Here is a 15,944-nt window from a genome sequence, read left to right as displayed (position 1 = left end):
GAGTGCGCACAATGGATGCATGGATCCCTCAGACCACCCGCTCAGCCCCCTGGAGCAGGCGTTGCACGCGGCACGCGCGCTCGTGCTCGCCGATCTGGTCGCCGGGGAGGTTGCCGAGGCGGACGTGGTGTCACTGGTCGAGGACTCCGTCGTGGAACGCCGGTGGTGGGTCGAGCAGTGGCCCGAGGGCGCGGAGTACGTGGCCGGTCTGGTCGCCCAGGACGTCCAGGACGCCCTGCTGGAACGGTACGGCCGCTGGCCGCTGTGCCCGGTGTGCGGCTCCGGCGACCCGCACGCCCTGGACGTCGAACCGGAGCTGGGCCCCGACCCGCACTGGGTCTGCCACAAGGCGGGCGTGAAGGTCGCGGCCGTCGGGGCGCTCGGGTCGGCCGCCGACGGGACGGCGTCCTCGTGACGGTGTACATAGACCCGCCCACCTGGCCCGGACACGGCCGCATGTGGTCCCACCTCGTCAGTGACGTCTCCTTCGCCGAGCTGCACGCCTTCGCCGACCGGCTGGGCGTGCCCCGCAAGGCCTTCGAGCGGGACCACTACGACATCCCCTCGCACCGGTACGCGGACGTGGTGGCCGCGGGCGCGGTGGAGGTGAGCAGCCGGGAAGTGGTGCGGCTGCTGCACGGGGCGGGGTTGCGCAGGCCGAAAGGGCGGCCCTAGGCCGTACGCACGTACACCCGGAGCGGGCCGTCCGCCTCCCGGCCCTCGCTCGTCGCGCGTTCCTCGTCCAGGGCGGCCCTGGTGAACCCCGCCCGCGTCACCACGGACTGCGACGGCACGTTGTCGTGGTCGATGATCGCGATCACGGCCCGTACGTCGTCCCGCGCGAGCGCGTGCGCGGCGAGGGCGTTCAGGGCCTCGGTCGCGTAGCCGTTGCCGCGGGACGACTCGGTGAGGTCGTAGCCGATCTCGACGCGGCCGTCCTCGTCCGGGGCGCCGTGGAAGCCCATGGCGCCGACGGCCCGCCCGTCCTCACGTCGTACGAGGGCGAAGACCCCGAACTCCGCGCGGTGCACGCCGCCTTCGTAGGCCTTGAGGACCATCTTCGCGGCCTCACGGGTGCCGTCGCACGGGCCGTCCTCGACCCAGGCGAAGCCACCGTCGCCACCCGCGGCCAGGTCGGCGGCGGAGGCGGGGGTGACGCCCTGGAGGGTGAGGCGGTCGGCCGGGACCACCAGGTTGTTGTGCCAGCGCCACTCGGTGAGCGCCGCGCGGTCCGGCAGCTCGCCGCGGCCGGTGGCCCACAGCAGGGTGCGCCAGTGGTCGGGGCCGGGCCGGACCTGCGGGAAGATCCGGGTGAGGACGAACTCGGCGAGCTCCGGGGCGGGTTCGTACGCCAGGCCGAGACCCTCGGCGATGTCGTGCGTGTGCAGCAGCACCTCGGCGACGCCCATCGCGGCGAAGCCCTCGCGGTTCGCGCTGCGGAACGGGTACGGGTGGAAGGCGCGCGCCTCGCGCGGTGCCGTACGGACGGCGGCGGTGAGCAGGGCGCCGGTGGTCTCGACGACGTCCAGCAGGCCGTCGTTGTCGGTGCCGTCGTCGAGGGTGATGCCGAAGGGGACGTACGCGCTCTGCGCACGGCCGGCGAGCTGGCCGGCGTAGGCGATGAGGTCCGAGGCGATGTGGAGGACGGTCGCGCGGCAACTCCACTCCAGGCGGCCCGCCCCGACCCCCTCCCAGTCCCGGTCGGTCACGGTCCGCAGCAGGGCCACCGAGCCCGCCACCGCCTCCTGCACGCGTTCCCCGCCCACGTTTCGCATGCGGTCAGGCTATGCGGACGGGGGCGACGGGAGCGACAGCATTTCCAGCTCGGACCGGAGGTTGTAACGGGCCGTCGCCTCCCAGTGCTCCGTGCCGTGCGGGGTGCGGAACAGGCGGGGCAGGGCGAGGAGTTGGCGCAGGACGGCGGCCCGGCCCTCGCGGAAGGCGTCGTTCGGCACGAAGTGGTACTCCTCACGGACGGCGGCCGTGTAGGCGGCGTACGCGGACGGCGGCGCGGCGAGGATCGCGAGGTCGGCGTCGCACAGGACCTGGCCGTTGAGGTCGTCGTCGGCGGGGGCGTGGGTGACGGTGAGCCGGACGAGGCGGGCCACCTCGGCGGTCTTCGCCCCGGGGACGCCGGCTTCGGGCAGGGCGCGTTCGGCGAGGCGGGCGGAGCGTTCCTCGTTCTCCGAGCGGTCGGGGAGGTACACGGCGTCGTGGAACCAGGCGGCCAGCCGTACGACGTCCGGGTCGTCCGCTTGCTTCTCCAGTACGTCGATGTGGTCGAGGACCGCGGTGAGGTGCGCGAGCGTGTGGTACCGGCGCTGCGGCTCCTGCCAGCGGGCGAGGAGATCGTCGGCGTAGGGCAGGGGGTCCGGGCCGGCGGTCCCGGGGCTGCGGGCTCCTTCGAGGGCGCGGACGAAGCGGGTGCGCAGGGCGTGGAGGTCGGCCATGTGCCCATTGTCGGGGATGGGGGCGGAGGTGGGGACAGGCGTGGGACCGGAGACCGGGGTTGGGGGGCTTCCGGGCGGCACACCCGTTAGATTGGACTAGACCTGTAGCAGTTGTAGTAGTCGCCGACCCGACGAATGGGGCCCCATGAGCAAGCGTGCACTCCTGGAGGTGATCGCCCTCGACGTCGAGGACGCGGTCGCCGCCCAGGCCGGAGGCGCGGACCGCCTCGAACTGGTCACCGAGATGGCGGCCGACGGGCTCACCCCGTCGGCCGCGACCGTGTCCGGGATCCGTGCCGCCGTCGACATTCCGCTGCGGGTGATGCTGCGGCTGGCGGACGGGTTCGCGGCGGGGGACGTCGGGCGGCTGGTGGGTGTCGCGGAGGAGATGAGGGCGGCCGGGGCCTCGGAGTTCGTGCTCGGGTTCCTCGACGCGGATGGCCTCGTCGACCTCGATGCGGTGGAGCGGGTGGTGGCGGCGCTGGGCGGCTGCCGGTGGACCTTCCACCGGGCGATCGACCACGCGACGGACCGGGACGCGGTGCGGAAGGCCCTCGACGGGCTGCCCGGCCTGGACACCTACCTGACCGCGGGCTCCTCCGCGGGCGTCGGCACGGGGCTGCCGGCGCTGCTGGCGGAGGCGGCGCGGAGAGGGGAGCCGGGGTACGAACAACGGATCCTCGTCGGCGGCGGCCTGCAACTGGCCCACGTCCCCTATCTCGTCTCGGCCGGCCTCGACGCCTTCCACATCGGCGGCGCGGCCCGTGGTGCCGAGGGCTGGACCGGCCCCGTCTCCGCGGACGCGGTACGGGAGTGGCGGAGGACGCTGGACGCGGCGTGACCCCCAGCGCGGCGGCCGGACGCGCACCCCGGCGCTACGGGGGTGCCGCCTGCGCCCACCCGTGCCGCCCCAGCGGCACGACTGCCCGCAGGGTGGACGGCGCTGATCGGCGCAGGGCCGCATCACCCAGCCCGTCCGGCGTTTGAGGACGAGGCCCTTTCGGGGCCGAAGCGGGGGTCTGGGGGCGGCAGCCCCCAGGGACGGGACGGGTAGGGGCGGCGGGGGCGAAAGAAGGTCCCGGGGTATTACGCCGTCAGCTGCTGTGGCAAGGGGGCCGAATGGGTCACCACCAGCCCCGACACCGCCCGCGTCAGCGCCACGTACAGCCGCCGCAGCCCCGTCCGCTCGTCCGGCTCGCCGTCCACCACGGCCTGCGGCTCGTCGAGGACCACGTAGTCGTACTCCAGGCCCTTCGCCAGCGACGCCGGGACCAAGGTCAGGCGGGTCTCCGCGGTCGTCTCCTCACCGGGCGCGAGACAGCCGAGGCCCGCCTCCTCCAACGCCTCCGCCAACGCCGGAATCCGCGCGTCCGCCGCGATCAGCCCCGTAGAGCCCTCGTTGCGCAGCAACTCCTCGCACGCGGCGACCACATCACCCGCGCCCGAGGCCTCCCGCACCTCGAAGAACCCCGGGTTCTCCCGCACCGACGCCACCGGCGTCAGCCCGGGCGCGATGTGCGGCAGCAGCCGGGACGCGTACGTGATGACGTCCGTAGGGACACGGAAACCGGCCGTCAGCTCCTCCACCACCCCCTCCGGCTTCCCCAGGTGCGCCAGCGCCTCCGCCCAACTCCGCGTCGCCCACGGCGTCGTACCCTGCGCCAGATCCCCCAGCACCGTCGCCGACCCCGTCGTGCACCGCCGCCCCACCGCCCGGTACTGCATCGGCGACAGATCCTGCGCCTCGTCCAGCACCACATGCCCGAGCGAATGCGTCCGCTGCACCAGATCGGCGGCCTCGTCGATCAACACCGCGTCCGCGGCGGACCACTTGGCCGACTTCACCGACCGCACCGGCTTCGCCCACAGGATCGTCTTCCGCTCGTCCTCGGACAGCAGCCCCTCCGAGTGCTCCGCCAGGAACTCCGCGTCCGTCAGCAACCGCAGCACCAGCTTCGCCGGTTCGACCACCGGCCAGACCGCCTTCACCGCGGCCTTCACCGCCGTATTGCGGGCCACCGCGTCCTGGACCCGGTCGTCCGGCGCCTCCCCGGACCGTTCCATCTGCACCAGCACGGCGTGCGCGATCCGCTGCGGCAGGGCCTCACGCGCCGCCCCGTACCGGATGTCCCGCTCCAGCAGCTCCCGCACGATGTCTTCGAGTTCGTACGCGGGCACCCGCCACCGCCGCGACCCGCGCACCACCACGACCGGCTCCGTCGGCATCGTCACGTGCGAGTACAGCGCCCGGCGCAGCACCTCCGCCATCCGGGCGTCACCCTTGACGATCGCCGCCGCCGCGTCGTCCGCGCCGCGCACCTCCACCTGCTGCCCGACCAGGTCGTCCACGGTTGCCTGCCGCACCGTCAACTCACCCAGCGCGGGCAGGACTTGCTCGATGTAGTGCAGGAAGGACCGGTTCGGCCCGATGACCAGCGTGCCGGTCCGGGCCAGCCGCTCACGGTGGGCGTACAGCAGATACGCCACCCGGTGCAGGCCGACCGCCGTCTTCCCGGTGCCAGGACCGCCCTGCACGCACACGGTCCCGCCCAGACCCGACCGTACGATCTCGTCCTGCTCCGGCTGGATCGTGGCGACGATGTCCCGCATTGGCCCGACACGCGGCCGCTCGATCTCCTGCTGGAGCAGCTTGCTGGTGCGGGCCGCCTCCGCCGGGTCCGACAGGTGCTCGTCCTCGTACGCGGTCAGGTCCCCGCCCGTGTAGCCGAAGCGGCGGCGCAGCCCGACGTCCATCGGGTCCTTCTTCGAGGCCCGGTAGAACGGCTGCGACACCGGCGCCCGCCAGTCGATCACCATCGGGTCGCCGACGGCGTCGTGAACGTGCCGCCGCCCGATGTAGAACCGCTCGCCCTCGCCGCCTTCCGCACCCTCCGCGCCCGGGGCGTGCAGGTAGTCGAGGCGGCCGAAGAACAGCGGGGTGTCGCTGAGGTCGGCGAGCGCCTTGATCCGCTCGTCGATCTGGCGGGTGAGGACCTCGGCGTTGACCCAGTTCGCGGTGACGTCGGTGATGTCGAGGGCCTCGACCTCCTCGCGCATCGCGCGCAGGGCGGCGCGGGAGGAGGCGAGGTGGGAGCGCTCACGAGAGAGGGGGTCGTCGTCGACGGGCGTGGACACGGACACGGGAATGCCTCCGGAAGACCTGCGGGAAGGAGGACGCTCCGGTACGGACACGTGCCGTACGGGCGCCGTGAGAAGCCGTCCGGTTTCCGTCCGGGCGGCGGCACTCCGAGAGGGAGGCGGGCAAGAGCGGAGATTCTAGGTGAGCGGGCCGGACGCAGGCCAACGAATTATCCCGCCGGGCGTCCCCTAGGGGACGCCCGGAGCCCGCCCCCTCCTCCCTGACGGGGCGCCTCCCTCCCGGGTATTACGCGTCGGCGGACCGGTTCGCCCTCCGGGCCGATGCCCCCTTTATGTCCGGGAATCCACCATGGAGACATGAGCGCAGCAACCATCAACCCAGCCCCCGGCCGCCCGGCCTCCGGCGCCAGCCCGGTCCTCGGCAGCCACCACCACCGCCTGGGCGACGCCGTGCGTGCGATCCGCGTCTTCGTCGGCGCCGCCTTCGACGTAGTCGTCCTCGGCGAGTACGCCGAGGAAGCGGGCGTGCGCCGCAAGTGACGCCCCGGGCGTCGTAGCCCCAGCCCTCGCGAGTGACGCCCCGGGCGTCGTCGCCTCAGCTCTCCGCGAGGAGCTCGTCCGCGTCCATGATCCGGTACGCGTACCCCTGCTCCGCCAGGAAGCGCTGGCGATGGGCGGCGAAGTCCTGGTCGATGGTGTCCCGGGCGACGACGGAGTAGAAGTGCGCCTGGTGGCCGTCCGACTTCGGCCGCAGCACCCGTCCCAGCCGCTGGGCCTCCTCCTGGCGTGACCCGAAGGTGCCCGACACCTGGACGGCGACCGTCGCCTCCGGCAGGTCGATGGAGAAGTTCGCCACCTTCGACACGACCAGCACACTGATCTCGCCCTCACGGAAGGCGTCGAAGAGCCTCTCGCGCTGGGCGTTGGAGGTCTCGCCCTTGATGACGGGGGCGTTCAGATGCTCGCCCAGTTCGTCGAGCTGGTCGATGTACTGCCCGATGACGAGGATCTGCTGGCCCGCGAACCGCCGCACGATCGCCTCCGTGACCTTCCGCTTCGTCGCGGTCGTGGCACAGAAGCGGTACTTCTCCTCGGCCTCGGCGGTGGCGTACGCCAGCCGCTCGGAGTCCGTCAGGTTCACCCGGACCTCGACGCAGTCGGCGGGCGCGATGTACCCCTGCGCCTCGATCTCCTTCCAGGGCGCGTCGAACCGCTTGGGCCCGATGAGCGAGAACACGTCGGACTCCCGCCCGTCCTCCCGCACCAGGGTCGCCGTGAGCCCCAGCCGCCGCCGGGCCTGGAGGTCCGCCGTGAACTTGAACACGGGCGCGGGCAGCAGGTGCACCTCGTCGTAGACGATCAGCCCCCAGTCCCGGGAGTCGAACAGCTCCAGGTGCGGGTAGACGCCCTTCCGCCGGGTCGTCAGCACCTGGTAGGTGGCGATGGTGACGGGCCGGATCTCCTTCTTCGTCCCGCTGTACTCGCCGATCTCGTCCTCGGTCAGCGAGGTCCGCTTCACCAGCTCGTGCTTCCACTGCCGCGCGGAGACGGTGTTGGTGACGAGGATGAGCGTCGTCGACTTGGCCTGGGCCATGGAACCGGCCCCGACCAGCGTCTTCCCGGCACCGCAGGGCAGGACCACGACCCCGCTGCCGCCGTGCCAGAAGTTCTCCACGGCCTGTTTCTGGTACGGCCGGAGCGCCCAGCCGTCCTCGGCCAGCTCGATCGGGTGCGCCTCGCCGTCGACGTACCCGGCGAGGTCCTCGGCGGGCCAGCCCAGCTTCAGCAGGGTCTGCTTGATCTGCCCGCGCTCGGAGGGGTGCACGACGACCGTGTCCGGATCGATCCGGGCGCCCACGAGCGGCGCGATCCGCTTGGACCGCAGCACCTCCTCCAGCACCGGCCGGTCGGTGGTGGTCAGCACCAGCCCGTGCGCGGGGTGCTTGGACAGGGTCAGCCTGCCGTACCGGTCCATCGTCTCGGCGATGTCGACCAGCAGCGCGTGCGGCACCGGATACCGGCTGAACTGCACGAGCGCGTCCACGACCTGCTCGGCGTCGTGCCCGGCCGCCCGCGCGTTCCACAGCCCCAGCGGGGTCACCCGGTAGGTGTGGATGTGCTCGGGCGCCCGCTCCAGCTCCGCGAACGGCGCGATGGCCCGACGGCACTCGTCGGCCTGCTCGTGGTCGACCTCCAGGAGCAGGGTCTTGTCCGACTGGACGATCAGCGGTCCGTTCACGTACGCATCCCTTCCGCACGGCCAAACGTCCAGTGTGCCTCAACCGCGGCCGATCGGGCTCAGGCGTCCGTGAGCTCCGCGACCCACGGGAACCCGGTTCAGCGCTGAGGTGCGGCGGGGGCAACCCCGGGCAGTCCTCGACCGTCTGATCGGACGAGCGGCACACGGGGGTGTGGTGCGGGGAGGGGCGGTGGGCGGTATGGCGGGGCTGTCGGTGCGCGGCTGGGTGACCGGTGGGGGAGCGGTGGGGGTGCTCGTGGCGGCCGGGGCCTGGGCGATGTGGTCGGCCGCCGGGGTCGACGAGCGGTTGTGGGGCGAGGTGCGGCCGGTGATAGAGGCGCGGCTCGCCGCGGACTCGCGGGGGAGCGGGTACGGGGAGACCGTGCCGGGGATCGGGGCGCGCTGGTTCTGCCGGGCGGAGGCCCTGCAGCTGGACGAGCGCGACGGGCAGGTGCGGGCGGGCGTCAACACGCTGTGCATGGAGTACGGGGCGCGGGACGAGGCCCTGGTGGAGTGCAGCGGCGGGCGGTATCCGCAGGTCGTGCGGCTTGAGCGGGCGGCCGACGGCGGCTACCGGGTCGTCTCGCGGGAGCAGCCGCCCGACGGCGCCGGATACGCGGAGTGGACCCGGTCCCGCTTCGGTCTCCTCGCCGAGTCCGCGGCCGAGGACCCGATGTCGTCCGAAACCTTGGAGGCGGCGGCCCGAGCCCATTTCCGGCTACCGGCGAACGCCCCGGTCGGCGCCTGCTGACACGGGGCCGTCGGCCAGGGTCGCCCGGGCAAGGATGCCCGGCTGGGCGGCGGGCTCCCCGTCGCCGGAGACCTGTCGGGCAGGTCACCTGCCGGGCAGGCCCTCAGTCGTCCGCCAGCTCCGCCACCCCCGTGATCCGGTGCAGGGGATACGTCCGTACCTCGTCCGCCGTGTGGTCGTAGGCCGTGACGAAGCCGCCCTCGACGCGGACGGGGGCGATGACGCGCTGGCTGGCGGCGCCCTCGGCGTTGACGTAGCCGATCCAGACCGGCTCGCCGGTCAGGACGGCGGCCTGCATGGTGGCGAGGGTCTCGGCGGGGCTGGTGCGGGGGAGGGCGCCGTCCGTGCGGGCGGGGGTCGTCTCCTTGCGGGGGGTGGTGGAGGCGGCGTCGCCCGCGCGGATGGCGCGGATCGCGGCCGTCAGGAGCGTGGCGTCCGGGACCGGCGGGCCGTCGGGGACGGGCTCGGGGGGCGTGCGCGGCGGGGTGCGGTGGGCGTGGGCGCGGGTGATCAGGACGTCGCCCTCGGCGGACTCGGCGGCCGGCGCGAAGCCCATCGCGCGCAGGCCCTCCAGCAGGGCCGCCGGGTCGGCCTGCGCGGCCAGCACGGTCGGGGCCAGCCGGCGCAGGCGCAGGCCGGCGGCGCGCTTGTCGGCGAGGATCTCGTTCAGCATCGCGTCGTCGTCGCAGCGGACGTACGCGGAGGCCGCGCCCACGCGCAGATGGCCGTGCCTGCGGGCCACGTCGTCGATCAGGTACGACAGCGGCTGCGGGACCGGCGTACGGGAGTGCGCGGCGAGGAAGGCGTGCAGGTCGGACGCGGACTGGCCGGCGTCCAGGGCACGCCGTACCGAACCGGGCGTGAAGCGGTACACCGTCGCGCCGCCCTTGGACTCCACGTCCGCGAGCACGCCCAGCACGGCGGCCAACGGGCGCTTGAGCGGGCCGGGGGCGACCGCCGTCAGGTCGGCCTGGAGCAGGACGTGGTCGAGGGGTTCGGGCAGGAGGGGGGCGAGCAGCCGGGCGGCGGTGGCGGCGGCCTGCTCGGGGGGTGACAGGGGTTGCGGGTGGGGCGGCATGCGGTGCGGCACGTGGTGGACGGGGAGTTTGTCGCCGGGGCCGTCCTTCGGGGTCTCGTCCGCGGTGCGCGCGGCGGGGGCCCCGAGCAGCGCCCGCCCGTGGGACGAGAGCGCGCCGCGGCCCGTGACGCCCAGCAGCTCGGCCTCGTCCAGCGTCCACCGGGCGAGCCGGGAGCGCAGGTCCTCCTCGCGGCGCTGCGGGCGTTCCCAGTGCAGGCGGGCCTGCACGGACTCGGCGGCCGGGGCCGCGCCCTCCGGCAGCCCGGCCAGCAGCGTCAGTACCCGGTGCCGTACCTCGGGTGCGGCGGAGCGGTCGAGGCCGGGGCCGAGCGCCGACAGCGTGCGGTCCTTGGCGTCCCGGCCGCCGACCAGTCCGGCCGTCCGCGTCGCGGTCAGCCAGGCCTCCGCCAGCCGCGCCCAGCGCCGGTCCGGGGGCTGCTCCAGCCACTCGTCGTAGGCGGGGGTGGCCGCGTACCGCTCGTCGGCCTCGCCGTCGGAGGCGATCAGGCCGGCCGCGTAGGCGAGCTCGACCCAGAACGCGGCCACCGGCTCGGCGACGTCCAGGGCGACGGCGGTGCGCTTGAGGTCGCGGACGCTCAGCCCGCCCGCCCGCAGCACCGCGGGGCCGCCCTCGTCCCAGTCCTTCAGCAGCTCCTCGACGGTCGCCAGCGCGGTGAAGGCCTGCCCGGCCGCCGTCGCGTCCACAGCCTGTGGACGGTGGGTCGCCGCGACCTCCACGGCGGGCGGCAACGGCTCGGTCGTCCGGTGCGCGCGGCCGGCCCGCAGATGCAGGGCCACCTCACGGGGCAGTACGACCGTGCCGGGCGTCGTCGGCAGCAGCAGACCGCGGTCCAGCAGCCAGCGCAGCCGGGGTGCCGGATCGGCGGTGACCTGCCCGTACGGCGGCCCCCAGACCAGCCGCGACAGCGCCTCCAGGGACTCCTCGGGGGCGTCGGCGAGCAGTGCCGTCATGCGCCGCCGGTCGGTGAAGAGGCCGGTGAGCGAGGCCACGGCGGACACGGCGTCGTGCGTCGAGGGCAGCCCGGCCGCGGCGACGATCTCCTGCACCCGCCCCGGCGACATGCCCGCCGTCGCCTCCTGCACCGTCGGCCCGAGCCCCGTCGGGGACGGGTGCTGCGGCGAGGGCGCCAGCAGTTCGCGGGCGGTGCGGACGAGGCGCAGGCGGTCGTCGGCACCCCAGACGAGGGCCTGCGCGCGGAGGGTGCCCAGGGCGTGCGGGAGCGCTCCGGTGACGGTGGCGTCGCCCTCGTCGCCCGCCATCAGGCCGAGCAGCTCCTCGTACGTCGCCGGGTCCGGCGCCACGGCCAGCGCCTCCGCCGTCTGCACGGCGAACCGGTCCAGCCGCTCCAGCGCCCGCACGACCGACGCGCGCGTGCCGGCGCGCGTCGCGAGCTGCGTCAGGTCCGTCGGGACGGGGGTGATGAGGTCGGGGCGGCTGCGCAGCAGCACGGCCAGGGAGGCGTCGTCCCGCGCGCGGAGCGCTTCCGCGAGGGAACGGGGCGGGGGTGCCGGGTCGCTCATCCGACCCACGGTAGCGGGTTGTCTCCGACGGGTCGGCCGTGGTGCGGTGCGGCCGGGCGGGGGTGCGTGCGCGTCCCTGGGGGCTGCGCCCCCAGACCCCCGCTTCGGCCTGAACGGCCTCGTCCTCAAACGCCGGACGGGCTGAGTAATGCGGCCCTGCACCGAACAAGCCACCCGCGTCGACGCGATACCGTCATCCGGCGGGATTTCAACGCACCGACCCCCGGAGGGACTTCGTGGGTATTGAGAGCGATCAGGTCGTCTACGAGTATCTCAGCCGCGTCGGTGACGTGGCGCAGCAGCGGCAGTTGCCGTCGGCCACGCGGATGCGGCTGGTGTCGGAGCTGCGCAATGAGATCGACCGGCGTCGCGCGAAGGTGGCCGTCGACAGTCCCGCCGCCGTCCGCCGGATCATCGACCGCCTGGGCAGCCCCGACGACGTCGTCACGGCGGCCGGGGGGAGCGGCGGCGCTGCGCCCGTGACACCGGCCGCCTCCGTACCCGTACAGCCTGCCGCGCAGGGGGAGCGCAAGGGGCTGCGGCGGATCGTGCCGAGGCCGCGGCCGGCCGAGGACACCGCGTCGCCCGCCGACGCGCCGTCGCCGCCGCATCTCGCCAAGGCGGACGAGCTGGGCGACAGCGCGGCGCAGCCGGACTGGTGGCGGGTGGACGGCAGCCCGTTCGGGGGCGGGGGCGGGGGCGGGATCCGGGACGAGGTGCCGGGGTTCGTCGGCGGCGTGGAGATCCCGGAGCTGCTCAAGCCTCCGCCGCCGAAGGAGCAGCGGGAGGAGCCGAAGCCGGAGACGCCGAAGGCGCCGGAGCCCTCGGCCGTCGTCGAGGAGGAGGCCGAGCCCGTCAGGCGCCGCAGGCTGCTCCCGCGGTCGGCCGCCGGCCTGAAGGGGTGGAACAACCCGCTCCTGCTGCTGGCCGCCGCCCTCCTCCTCGCCGGCGCGGTCCTCGGCAACCTGCTGGTCCTGATCCTCGGCTGGCTCATCGCCTACGGCTCCCGGCGGCTGACCGACGCCGAGAAGAAGGGCGCGGTCCTGGTCCTCCCCGGCCTCGCCGTCACCGCGGGCGTCGTGTGGCTGTGGGGGCGCACCGACGGCCGCTGGGGCACGCCGATCCCCGAGGACGGGATGGGCGACGCGGTCGCCGGAACCTGGCCGTGGGTGGTGCGGGGCGCGGCGGTGGCGTCGGCGCTGTACCTGGTGTGGAGATCGCAGCGGCAGCGGTGAGGGCGTGCCCGGCTTGCCCGGTCGGAGATCCCCAGCCGCAGCCGTGGCCGGGCGCCTGGGCACAATGGCCCATATGGCCACCACGACCCGCTCCGCGTCCGTACGCCCGCTGACCGTCGGTTTCGATCTCGACATGACCCTGATCGACTCGCGCCCCGGCATCCACGCCGCCTTCACGGCGCTCACCGAGCGCACGGGGACCTATGTCGACGCGGACCTGGCGGTCTCGCGGCTGGGGCCGCCGCTGGCGCAGGAGCTGGCGCACTGGTTCCCGGCGGAGCGGGTGGCGGAGATCGCCGACCTGTACCGGTCGATGTACCCGGAGTACGCCATCGCCCCCTCGCTCGCGATGGCCGGGGCGGCCGAGGCGATCGCGGCCGTGCGCGCGGCGGGCGGACGGGCCGTCGTCGTGACGGCCAAGTACGAGCCCAATGCCAAGCTGCACCTGGAGCACCTCGGCATCGAGCCCGACGCGGTCGTCGGCGACCTGTGGGCCGAGCAGAAGGCCGAGGCGCTGCGCGAGTACGGCGCGGGCGTCTACGTCGGCGACCACGTCGGTGACGTGCGCGGGGCCCGGACGGCGCAGGCCCTGTCGGTGGCCGTGGCGACCGGCCCCTGCGCGGCCGAGGAGCTGAGCGCGGCGGGCGCGGACGTGGTCCTGCCCGACCTCACGCACTTCCCGGCCTGGCTGGCGGGCTACAGCGCCTGACGTCCGGCCCGCGCCTGCCGCCTTCCGGCCGCGATCGACTGGAGCACGCCCGCGCCCGCGATCAGGAAACCGACTCCCATGAGCATGCTCAGCACGAACATGTACGTCGGAAAAGGCGTCGTTCCGAGCAGCAGCGGGGCCACGGTGACGAGAGTGGCCACGGTACCGACGAGGAAGACGATCGCTCCGGCTCGGATCAGTCGGTCACCGGGCGAGGCGGAATTCGTTTGGGTTTTGTCACGCACCGGACCAGGGTAGTTCCCTGCCCGAAGGAACAACCGGGGGACGTCTTGTCACCCGCCCGAAGACCATTAGCCTTGGTACCGGCGGGTCATGGTCGACCCGCCCGAGTGCTATCAAGAGCCGTTTTCAGAAGCAGTTTTCCGACGAGTACGAGGACGAGGACAGACGTGCCTACCGGCAAGGTCAAGTGGTTCAACAGTGAGAAGGGCTTCGGCTTTCTCTCCCGCGACGACGGCGGTGACGTCTTCGTGCATTCCTCGGTCCTCCCCGCCGGAGTCGAGACCCTGAAGCCGGGGCAGCGGGTGGAGTTCGGGGTCGTCGCCGGTCAACGCGGTGACCAGGCCCTTTCCGTCACGATTCTCGACCCGACCCCCTCGGTCGCGGCGGCGCAGCGCAAGAAGCCGGACGAACTGGCCTCCATCGTGCAGGACCTGACGACTCTGCTGGAGAACATCACACCGATGCTGGAGAAGGGCCGTTACCCCGACAAGGCCTCCGGCAAGAAGATCGCCGGTCTGCTGCGCGCGGTGGCCGACCAGCTCGACGTATAGGCACCCCCGTCCAGGCAGGGACCTCTCAGGGGAACTTCAGCGCATCCGGGCCGAGGGGCGGCAGCAGCCCCTCGGCCGCCGCGCGCGTGAGCAGGCCGCGGACGGCGGCGTAGCCGTCCTCGCCCAGTTCCGCCGTGAACTCGTTGACGTACAGCCCGATGTGCTGGTCGGCGACGGCCGGGTCCATCTCCTGGGCGTGCTGCATGACGTACGGGCGGGAGGCCTCGGGGTCGTCCCAGGCGGCGCGCACGGACGTACGGATGGCGTCGGCGAGGCCGGTCAGCGTCTGCGCCCCCAGGGACCGCTTCGCGATGATCGCGCCGAGCGGGATGGGCAGCCCGGTGGTGTCCTCCCAGTGCTCGCCCATGTCCGCGAGCTTGTGCAGGCCGTAGGTGCGGTACGTGAAGCGGGCCTCGTGGATGACGAGTCCGGCGTCGACCTTCCCGTCCCGTACGGCGGGCATGATCTCGTGGAAGGGCATGACCACGATCTCGCCGACCCCGGCGGGCAGCGTGTCCGCCGCCCAGAGCCGGAACAGCAGGTAGGCCGTCGACTTCTCGCTCGGCACGGCGACCGTACGGCCGGTCAGGTCCGCGCCCGCCTCCCGGGTCAGCACCAGCGGCCCGCAGCCCCGCCCCAGCGCGCCCCCGCAGGGCAGCAGCGCGTACTCGTCGAGGACGTACGGCAGGACGGCGTACGACACCTTCAGCACGTCGAACTCGCCGCGCTCGGCCATGCCGTTGGTGATGTCGATGTCCGCGAAGGTCACGTCCAGCGCGGGCGCGCCGGGGACGCGGCCGTGGGCGAGGGCGTCGAAGACGAACGTGTCGTTCGGGCAGGGGGAGTACGCGATCTGCAGGCTCATGCCGTGTTCCAACTCTCCAGGACGGGTGCGAGCTTCCCGAAGCCCTCGGTGAGCGCCTCCAGCGCGTCGCCGATGCGCCAGGCGGCGCGGTCGCGGGGGCCGACGGGGTTGGAGATCGCGCGGATCTCCAGCACCGGCACTCCGTGCATGGCGGCGGCCTCGGCGACCCCGAAGCCCTCCATGCCCTCGGCGAGGGCGGTGGGGTGGCGCTCGCGCAGTTCGTCCCGGCGCTCGGCCGTCCCCGTCACGGTGGAGACGGTGAGGACGGTGCCGGGGCGGGCGCCGGTGGCGGCCGCGATCTCCCGTACGAGTGCCTCGGGCGGGCGGTGGGTGACCGTCCCGAAACCGAGTTCGGTGACCGGCAGGAACCCGTCGGGCGTTTCGGCGCCCAGGTCGGCGGCGGTGATCTCGTCGGCGACGACGAGGGAGCCGACTGGGGCGTACGGCTGGAAGCCGCCGGCGATACCGGCGGAGACGACGAGGTCGTAGGGGGCCGTGGCGAGGGCCGTGGCGGTACCGGCGGCGGCGCGGGCGGGGCCTGCTCCGACGGCCAGTACCTCACCGGTGAACGCCCGCGCCACCGCGTCCCGTTCGGCGGGGACGGCGGTGGCTACGAGGATGCGTGCGCCGGACGTGGTCAGTCGTCCTTCTTCAGCTTGAAGGACCACAGGCCGGTCGGCTCCTTCTCGCCGCCCTTGATCGACACCAGGGTGGAGTTGCCCTGGGCGCCGTACTGGGCGTTGAAGAACACGCTGCCCGGGATGGTGCGGTACGTCTTCTTGCTGGAGTCGGTCAGCGGCTGGCCGTTCATCAGGATCGTCCAGCCCTCGTCGGCGATCTCCGGGTCGACACCGAAGCGGACGGTCTCTTCCGGGTCGACGGTGATGGACTTGATGTCCTTTTCCTTCAGGCACTTCGCCAGGTCCGCCGCCTTGAGGGTCTCGCCCTCACCACCACAGGTGGCCTCCTCGCTGACCGAGGACGACCCGACGGTGATCGTGGACATCGGCGTCGGCTTGTCGCAGGCCGACAGGACGAGCAGTCCGGCGGATACGGCGCCGGCGGCGGCGACGGCGCGGCGGCGTCGCACAGCGGATTGCATGGTCATGGGCGAAGGCTATCGGGCCCGTCCAGCGCTCTCTCTACGTGGGGTACGGCGTGCCGTGCGGGGAGGGCCCCTCC

17 protein-coding genes are annotated in these 15,944 nt (G+C 73.5%); 8 read left to right on the top strand and 9 right to left on the bottom strand.

Annotation, left to right across the window (positions count from 1 at the left end; translation table 11 throughout):
* The first annotated feature begins 19 nt into the window (after window positions 1–19).
* Both ICC28_RS16535 and ICC28_RS16530 read left to right on the top strand, forming a co-directional pair.
* The gene (locus ICC28_RS16535) at window positions 20–415 is read left to right on the top strand and encodes a hypothetical protein (protein ID WP_188289332.1); all 396 of its coding nucleotides are present in this window, start codon (window positions 20–22) and stop codon (window positions 413–415) included.
* Window positions 412–675, top strand: a complete 264-nt coding sequence (locus ICC28_RS16530; protein WP_188289331.1) for a DUF4031 domain-containing protein — start codon at window positions 412–414, stop codon at window positions 673–675. The genes ICC28_RS16535 and ICC28_RS16530 overlap by 4 nt, the downstream gene beginning before the upstream one ends.
* Here the strand turns inward: ICC28_RS16530 and ICC28_RS16525 are convergent.
* Together ICC28_RS16525 and ICC28_RS16520 are read right to left on the bottom strand one after the other, a co-directional pair.
* Window positions 672–1,775 (bottom strand): GNAT family N-acetyltransferase, encoded by a 1,104-nt coding sequence (locus tag ICC28_RS16525; protein WP_223188951.1) that lies wholly within the window; start codon window positions 1,773–1,775, stop codon window positions 672–674. The two genes, ICC28_RS16530 and ICC28_RS16525, sit on opposite strands and share 4 nt — an antisense overlap.
* Window positions 1,776–1,784: 9 nt before the next feature.
* Window positions 1,785–2,450 (bottom strand): hypothetical protein, encoded by a 666-nt coding sequence (locus tag ICC28_RS16520; protein WP_188289330.1) that lies wholly within the window; start codon window positions 2,448–2,450, stop codon window positions 1,785–1,787.
* A gap of 145 nt (window positions 2,451–2,595) precedes the next feature.
* Here ICC28_RS16520 and ICC28_RS16515 point away from each other — a divergent pair, with 145 nt between their 5' ends.
* On the top strand, window positions 2,596–3,291 hold the full coding sequence (locus tag ICC28_RS16515) for a copper homeostasis protein CutC (RefSeq protein WP_188289329.1): 696 nt from the start codon (window positions 2,596–2,598) through the stop codon (window positions 3,289–3,291).
* 245 nt (window positions 3,292–3,536) lie between these two features.
* Here the strand turns inward: ICC28_RS16515 and ICC28_RS16510 are convergent, their stop codons facing one another.
* Window positions 3,537–5,585 (bottom strand): HelD family protein, encoded by a 2,049-nt coding sequence (locus ICC28_RS16510; protein ID WP_188289492.1) that lies wholly within the window; start codon window positions 5,583–5,585, stop codon window positions 3,537–3,539.
* A gap of 321 nt (window positions 5,586–5,906) precedes the next feature.
* Here ICC28_RS16510 and ICC28_RS16505 point away from each other — a divergent pair, with 321 nt between their 5' ends.
* Window positions 5,907–6,089 carry a hypothetical protein gene (locus tag ICC28_RS16505; protein ID WP_188289328.1) on the top strand — a complete coding sequence of 61 codons (183 nt, stop codon included), beginning with the start codon at window positions 5,907–5,909 and terminating at the stop codon, window positions 6,087–6,089.
* Between the two features lie 55 nt (window positions 6,090–6,144).
* On the opposite strand, the gene ICC28_RS16500 is transcribed toward ICC28_RS16505, so the two are convergent.
* Entirely contained in the window at window positions 6,145–7,788 is a 1,644-nt protein-coding gene (locus ICC28_RS16500; protein WP_188289327.1) for a DNA repair helicase XPB, read from the bottom strand.
* 199 nt (window positions 7,789–7,987) lie between these two features.
* Here ICC28_RS16500 and ICC28_RS16495 point away from each other — a divergent pair, with 199 nt between their 5' ends.
* The gene (locus ICC28_RS16495; RefSeq protein WP_188289491.1) at window positions 7,988–8,539 is read left to right on the top strand and encodes a hypothetical protein; all 552 of its coding nucleotides are present in this window, start codon (window positions 7,988–7,990) and stop codon (window positions 8,537–8,539) included.
* Between the two features lie 103 nt (window positions 8,540–8,642).
* On the opposite strand, the gene ICC28_RS16490 is transcribed toward ICC28_RS16495, so the two are convergent.
* Window positions 8,643–11,159, bottom strand: coding sequence for a helicase C-terminal domain-containing protein (locus ICC28_RS16490; protein ID WP_188289326.1), 2,517 nt, complete (start codon window positions 11,157–11,159; stop codon window positions 8,643–8,645).
* Between the two features lie 236 nt (window positions 11,160–11,395).
* Between ICC28_RS16490 and ICC28_RS16485 the strand changes: the two genes are divergently transcribed.
* Window positions 11,396–12,394, top strand: coding sequence for a hypothetical protein (locus ICC28_RS16485; RefSeq protein WP_188289325.1), 999 nt, complete (start codon window positions 11,396–11,398; stop codon window positions 12,392–12,394).
* 64 nt (window positions 12,395–12,458) lie between these two features.
* Complete coding sequence (locus ICC28_RS16480; RefSeq protein WP_188289324.1) at window positions 12,459–13,103, top strand: HAD family hydrolase; 645 nt, start codon at window positions 12,459–12,461, stop codon at window positions 13,101–13,103.
* On the opposite strand, the gene ICC28_RS16475 is transcribed toward ICC28_RS16480, so the two are convergent.
* Window positions 13,091–13,348, bottom strand: coding sequence for a hypothetical protein (locus ICC28_RS16475; protein WP_188289323.1), 258 nt, complete (start codon window positions 13,346–13,348; stop codon window positions 13,091–13,093). The two genes, ICC28_RS16480 and ICC28_RS16475, sit on opposite strands and share 13 nt — an antisense overlap.
* A 165-nt stretch (window positions 13,349–13,513) precedes the next feature.
* Between ICC28_RS16475 and ICC28_RS41255 the strand changes: the two genes are divergently transcribed.
* On the top strand, window positions 13,514–13,897 hold the full coding sequence (locus ICC28_RS41255) for a cold-shock protein (RefSeq protein ID WP_186284442.1): 384 nt from the start codon (window positions 13,514–13,516) through the stop codon (window positions 13,895–13,897).
* A gap of 25 nt (window positions 13,898–13,922) precedes the next feature.
* On the opposite strand, the gene ICC28_RS16465 is transcribed toward ICC28_RS41255, so the two are convergent.
* Genes ICC28_RS16465 through ICC28_RS16455 form a run of 3 tightly spaced genes read right to left on the bottom strand, consistent with a single transcriptional unit; the run spans window position 13,923 to window position 15,870 of the window.
* Window positions 13,923–14,762 carry a 1,4-dihydroxy-6-naphthoate synthase gene (locus ICC28_RS16465; protein ID WP_188289322.1) on the bottom strand — a complete coding sequence of 280 codons (840 nt, stop codon included), beginning with the start codon at window positions 14,760–14,762 and terminating at the stop codon, window positions 13,923–13,925.
* Entirely contained in the window at window positions 14,759–15,430 is a 672-nt protein-coding gene (locus ICC28_RS16460) for a futalosine hydrolase (RefSeq protein WP_188289321.1), read from the bottom strand. Before ICC28_RS16460 ends, ICC28_RS16465 begins: the two co-directional genes overlap by 4 nt.
* The gene (locus tag ICC28_RS16455) at window positions 15,400–15,870 is read right to left on the bottom strand and encodes a DUF2771 domain-containing protein (RefSeq protein ID WP_188289320.1); all 471 of its coding nucleotides are present in this window, start codon (window positions 15,868–15,870) and stop codon (window positions 15,400–15,402) included. The genes ICC28_RS16460 and ICC28_RS16455 overlap by 31 nt, the downstream gene beginning before the upstream one ends.
* Window positions 15,871–15,944 lie beyond the last annotated feature (74 nt).

Origin of the sequence: Streptomyces sp. TRM68416, assembly GCF_014596915.1 — a bacterium.
In the GTDB taxonomy this organism is placed as follows: Bacteria; Actinomycetota; Actinomycetes; order Streptomycetales; family Streptomycetaceae; genus Streptomyces.
The sequence above is the reverse complement of the archived record's forward strand: the minus strand, read 5'-3'. Positions and strand labels throughout refer to the sequence as shown.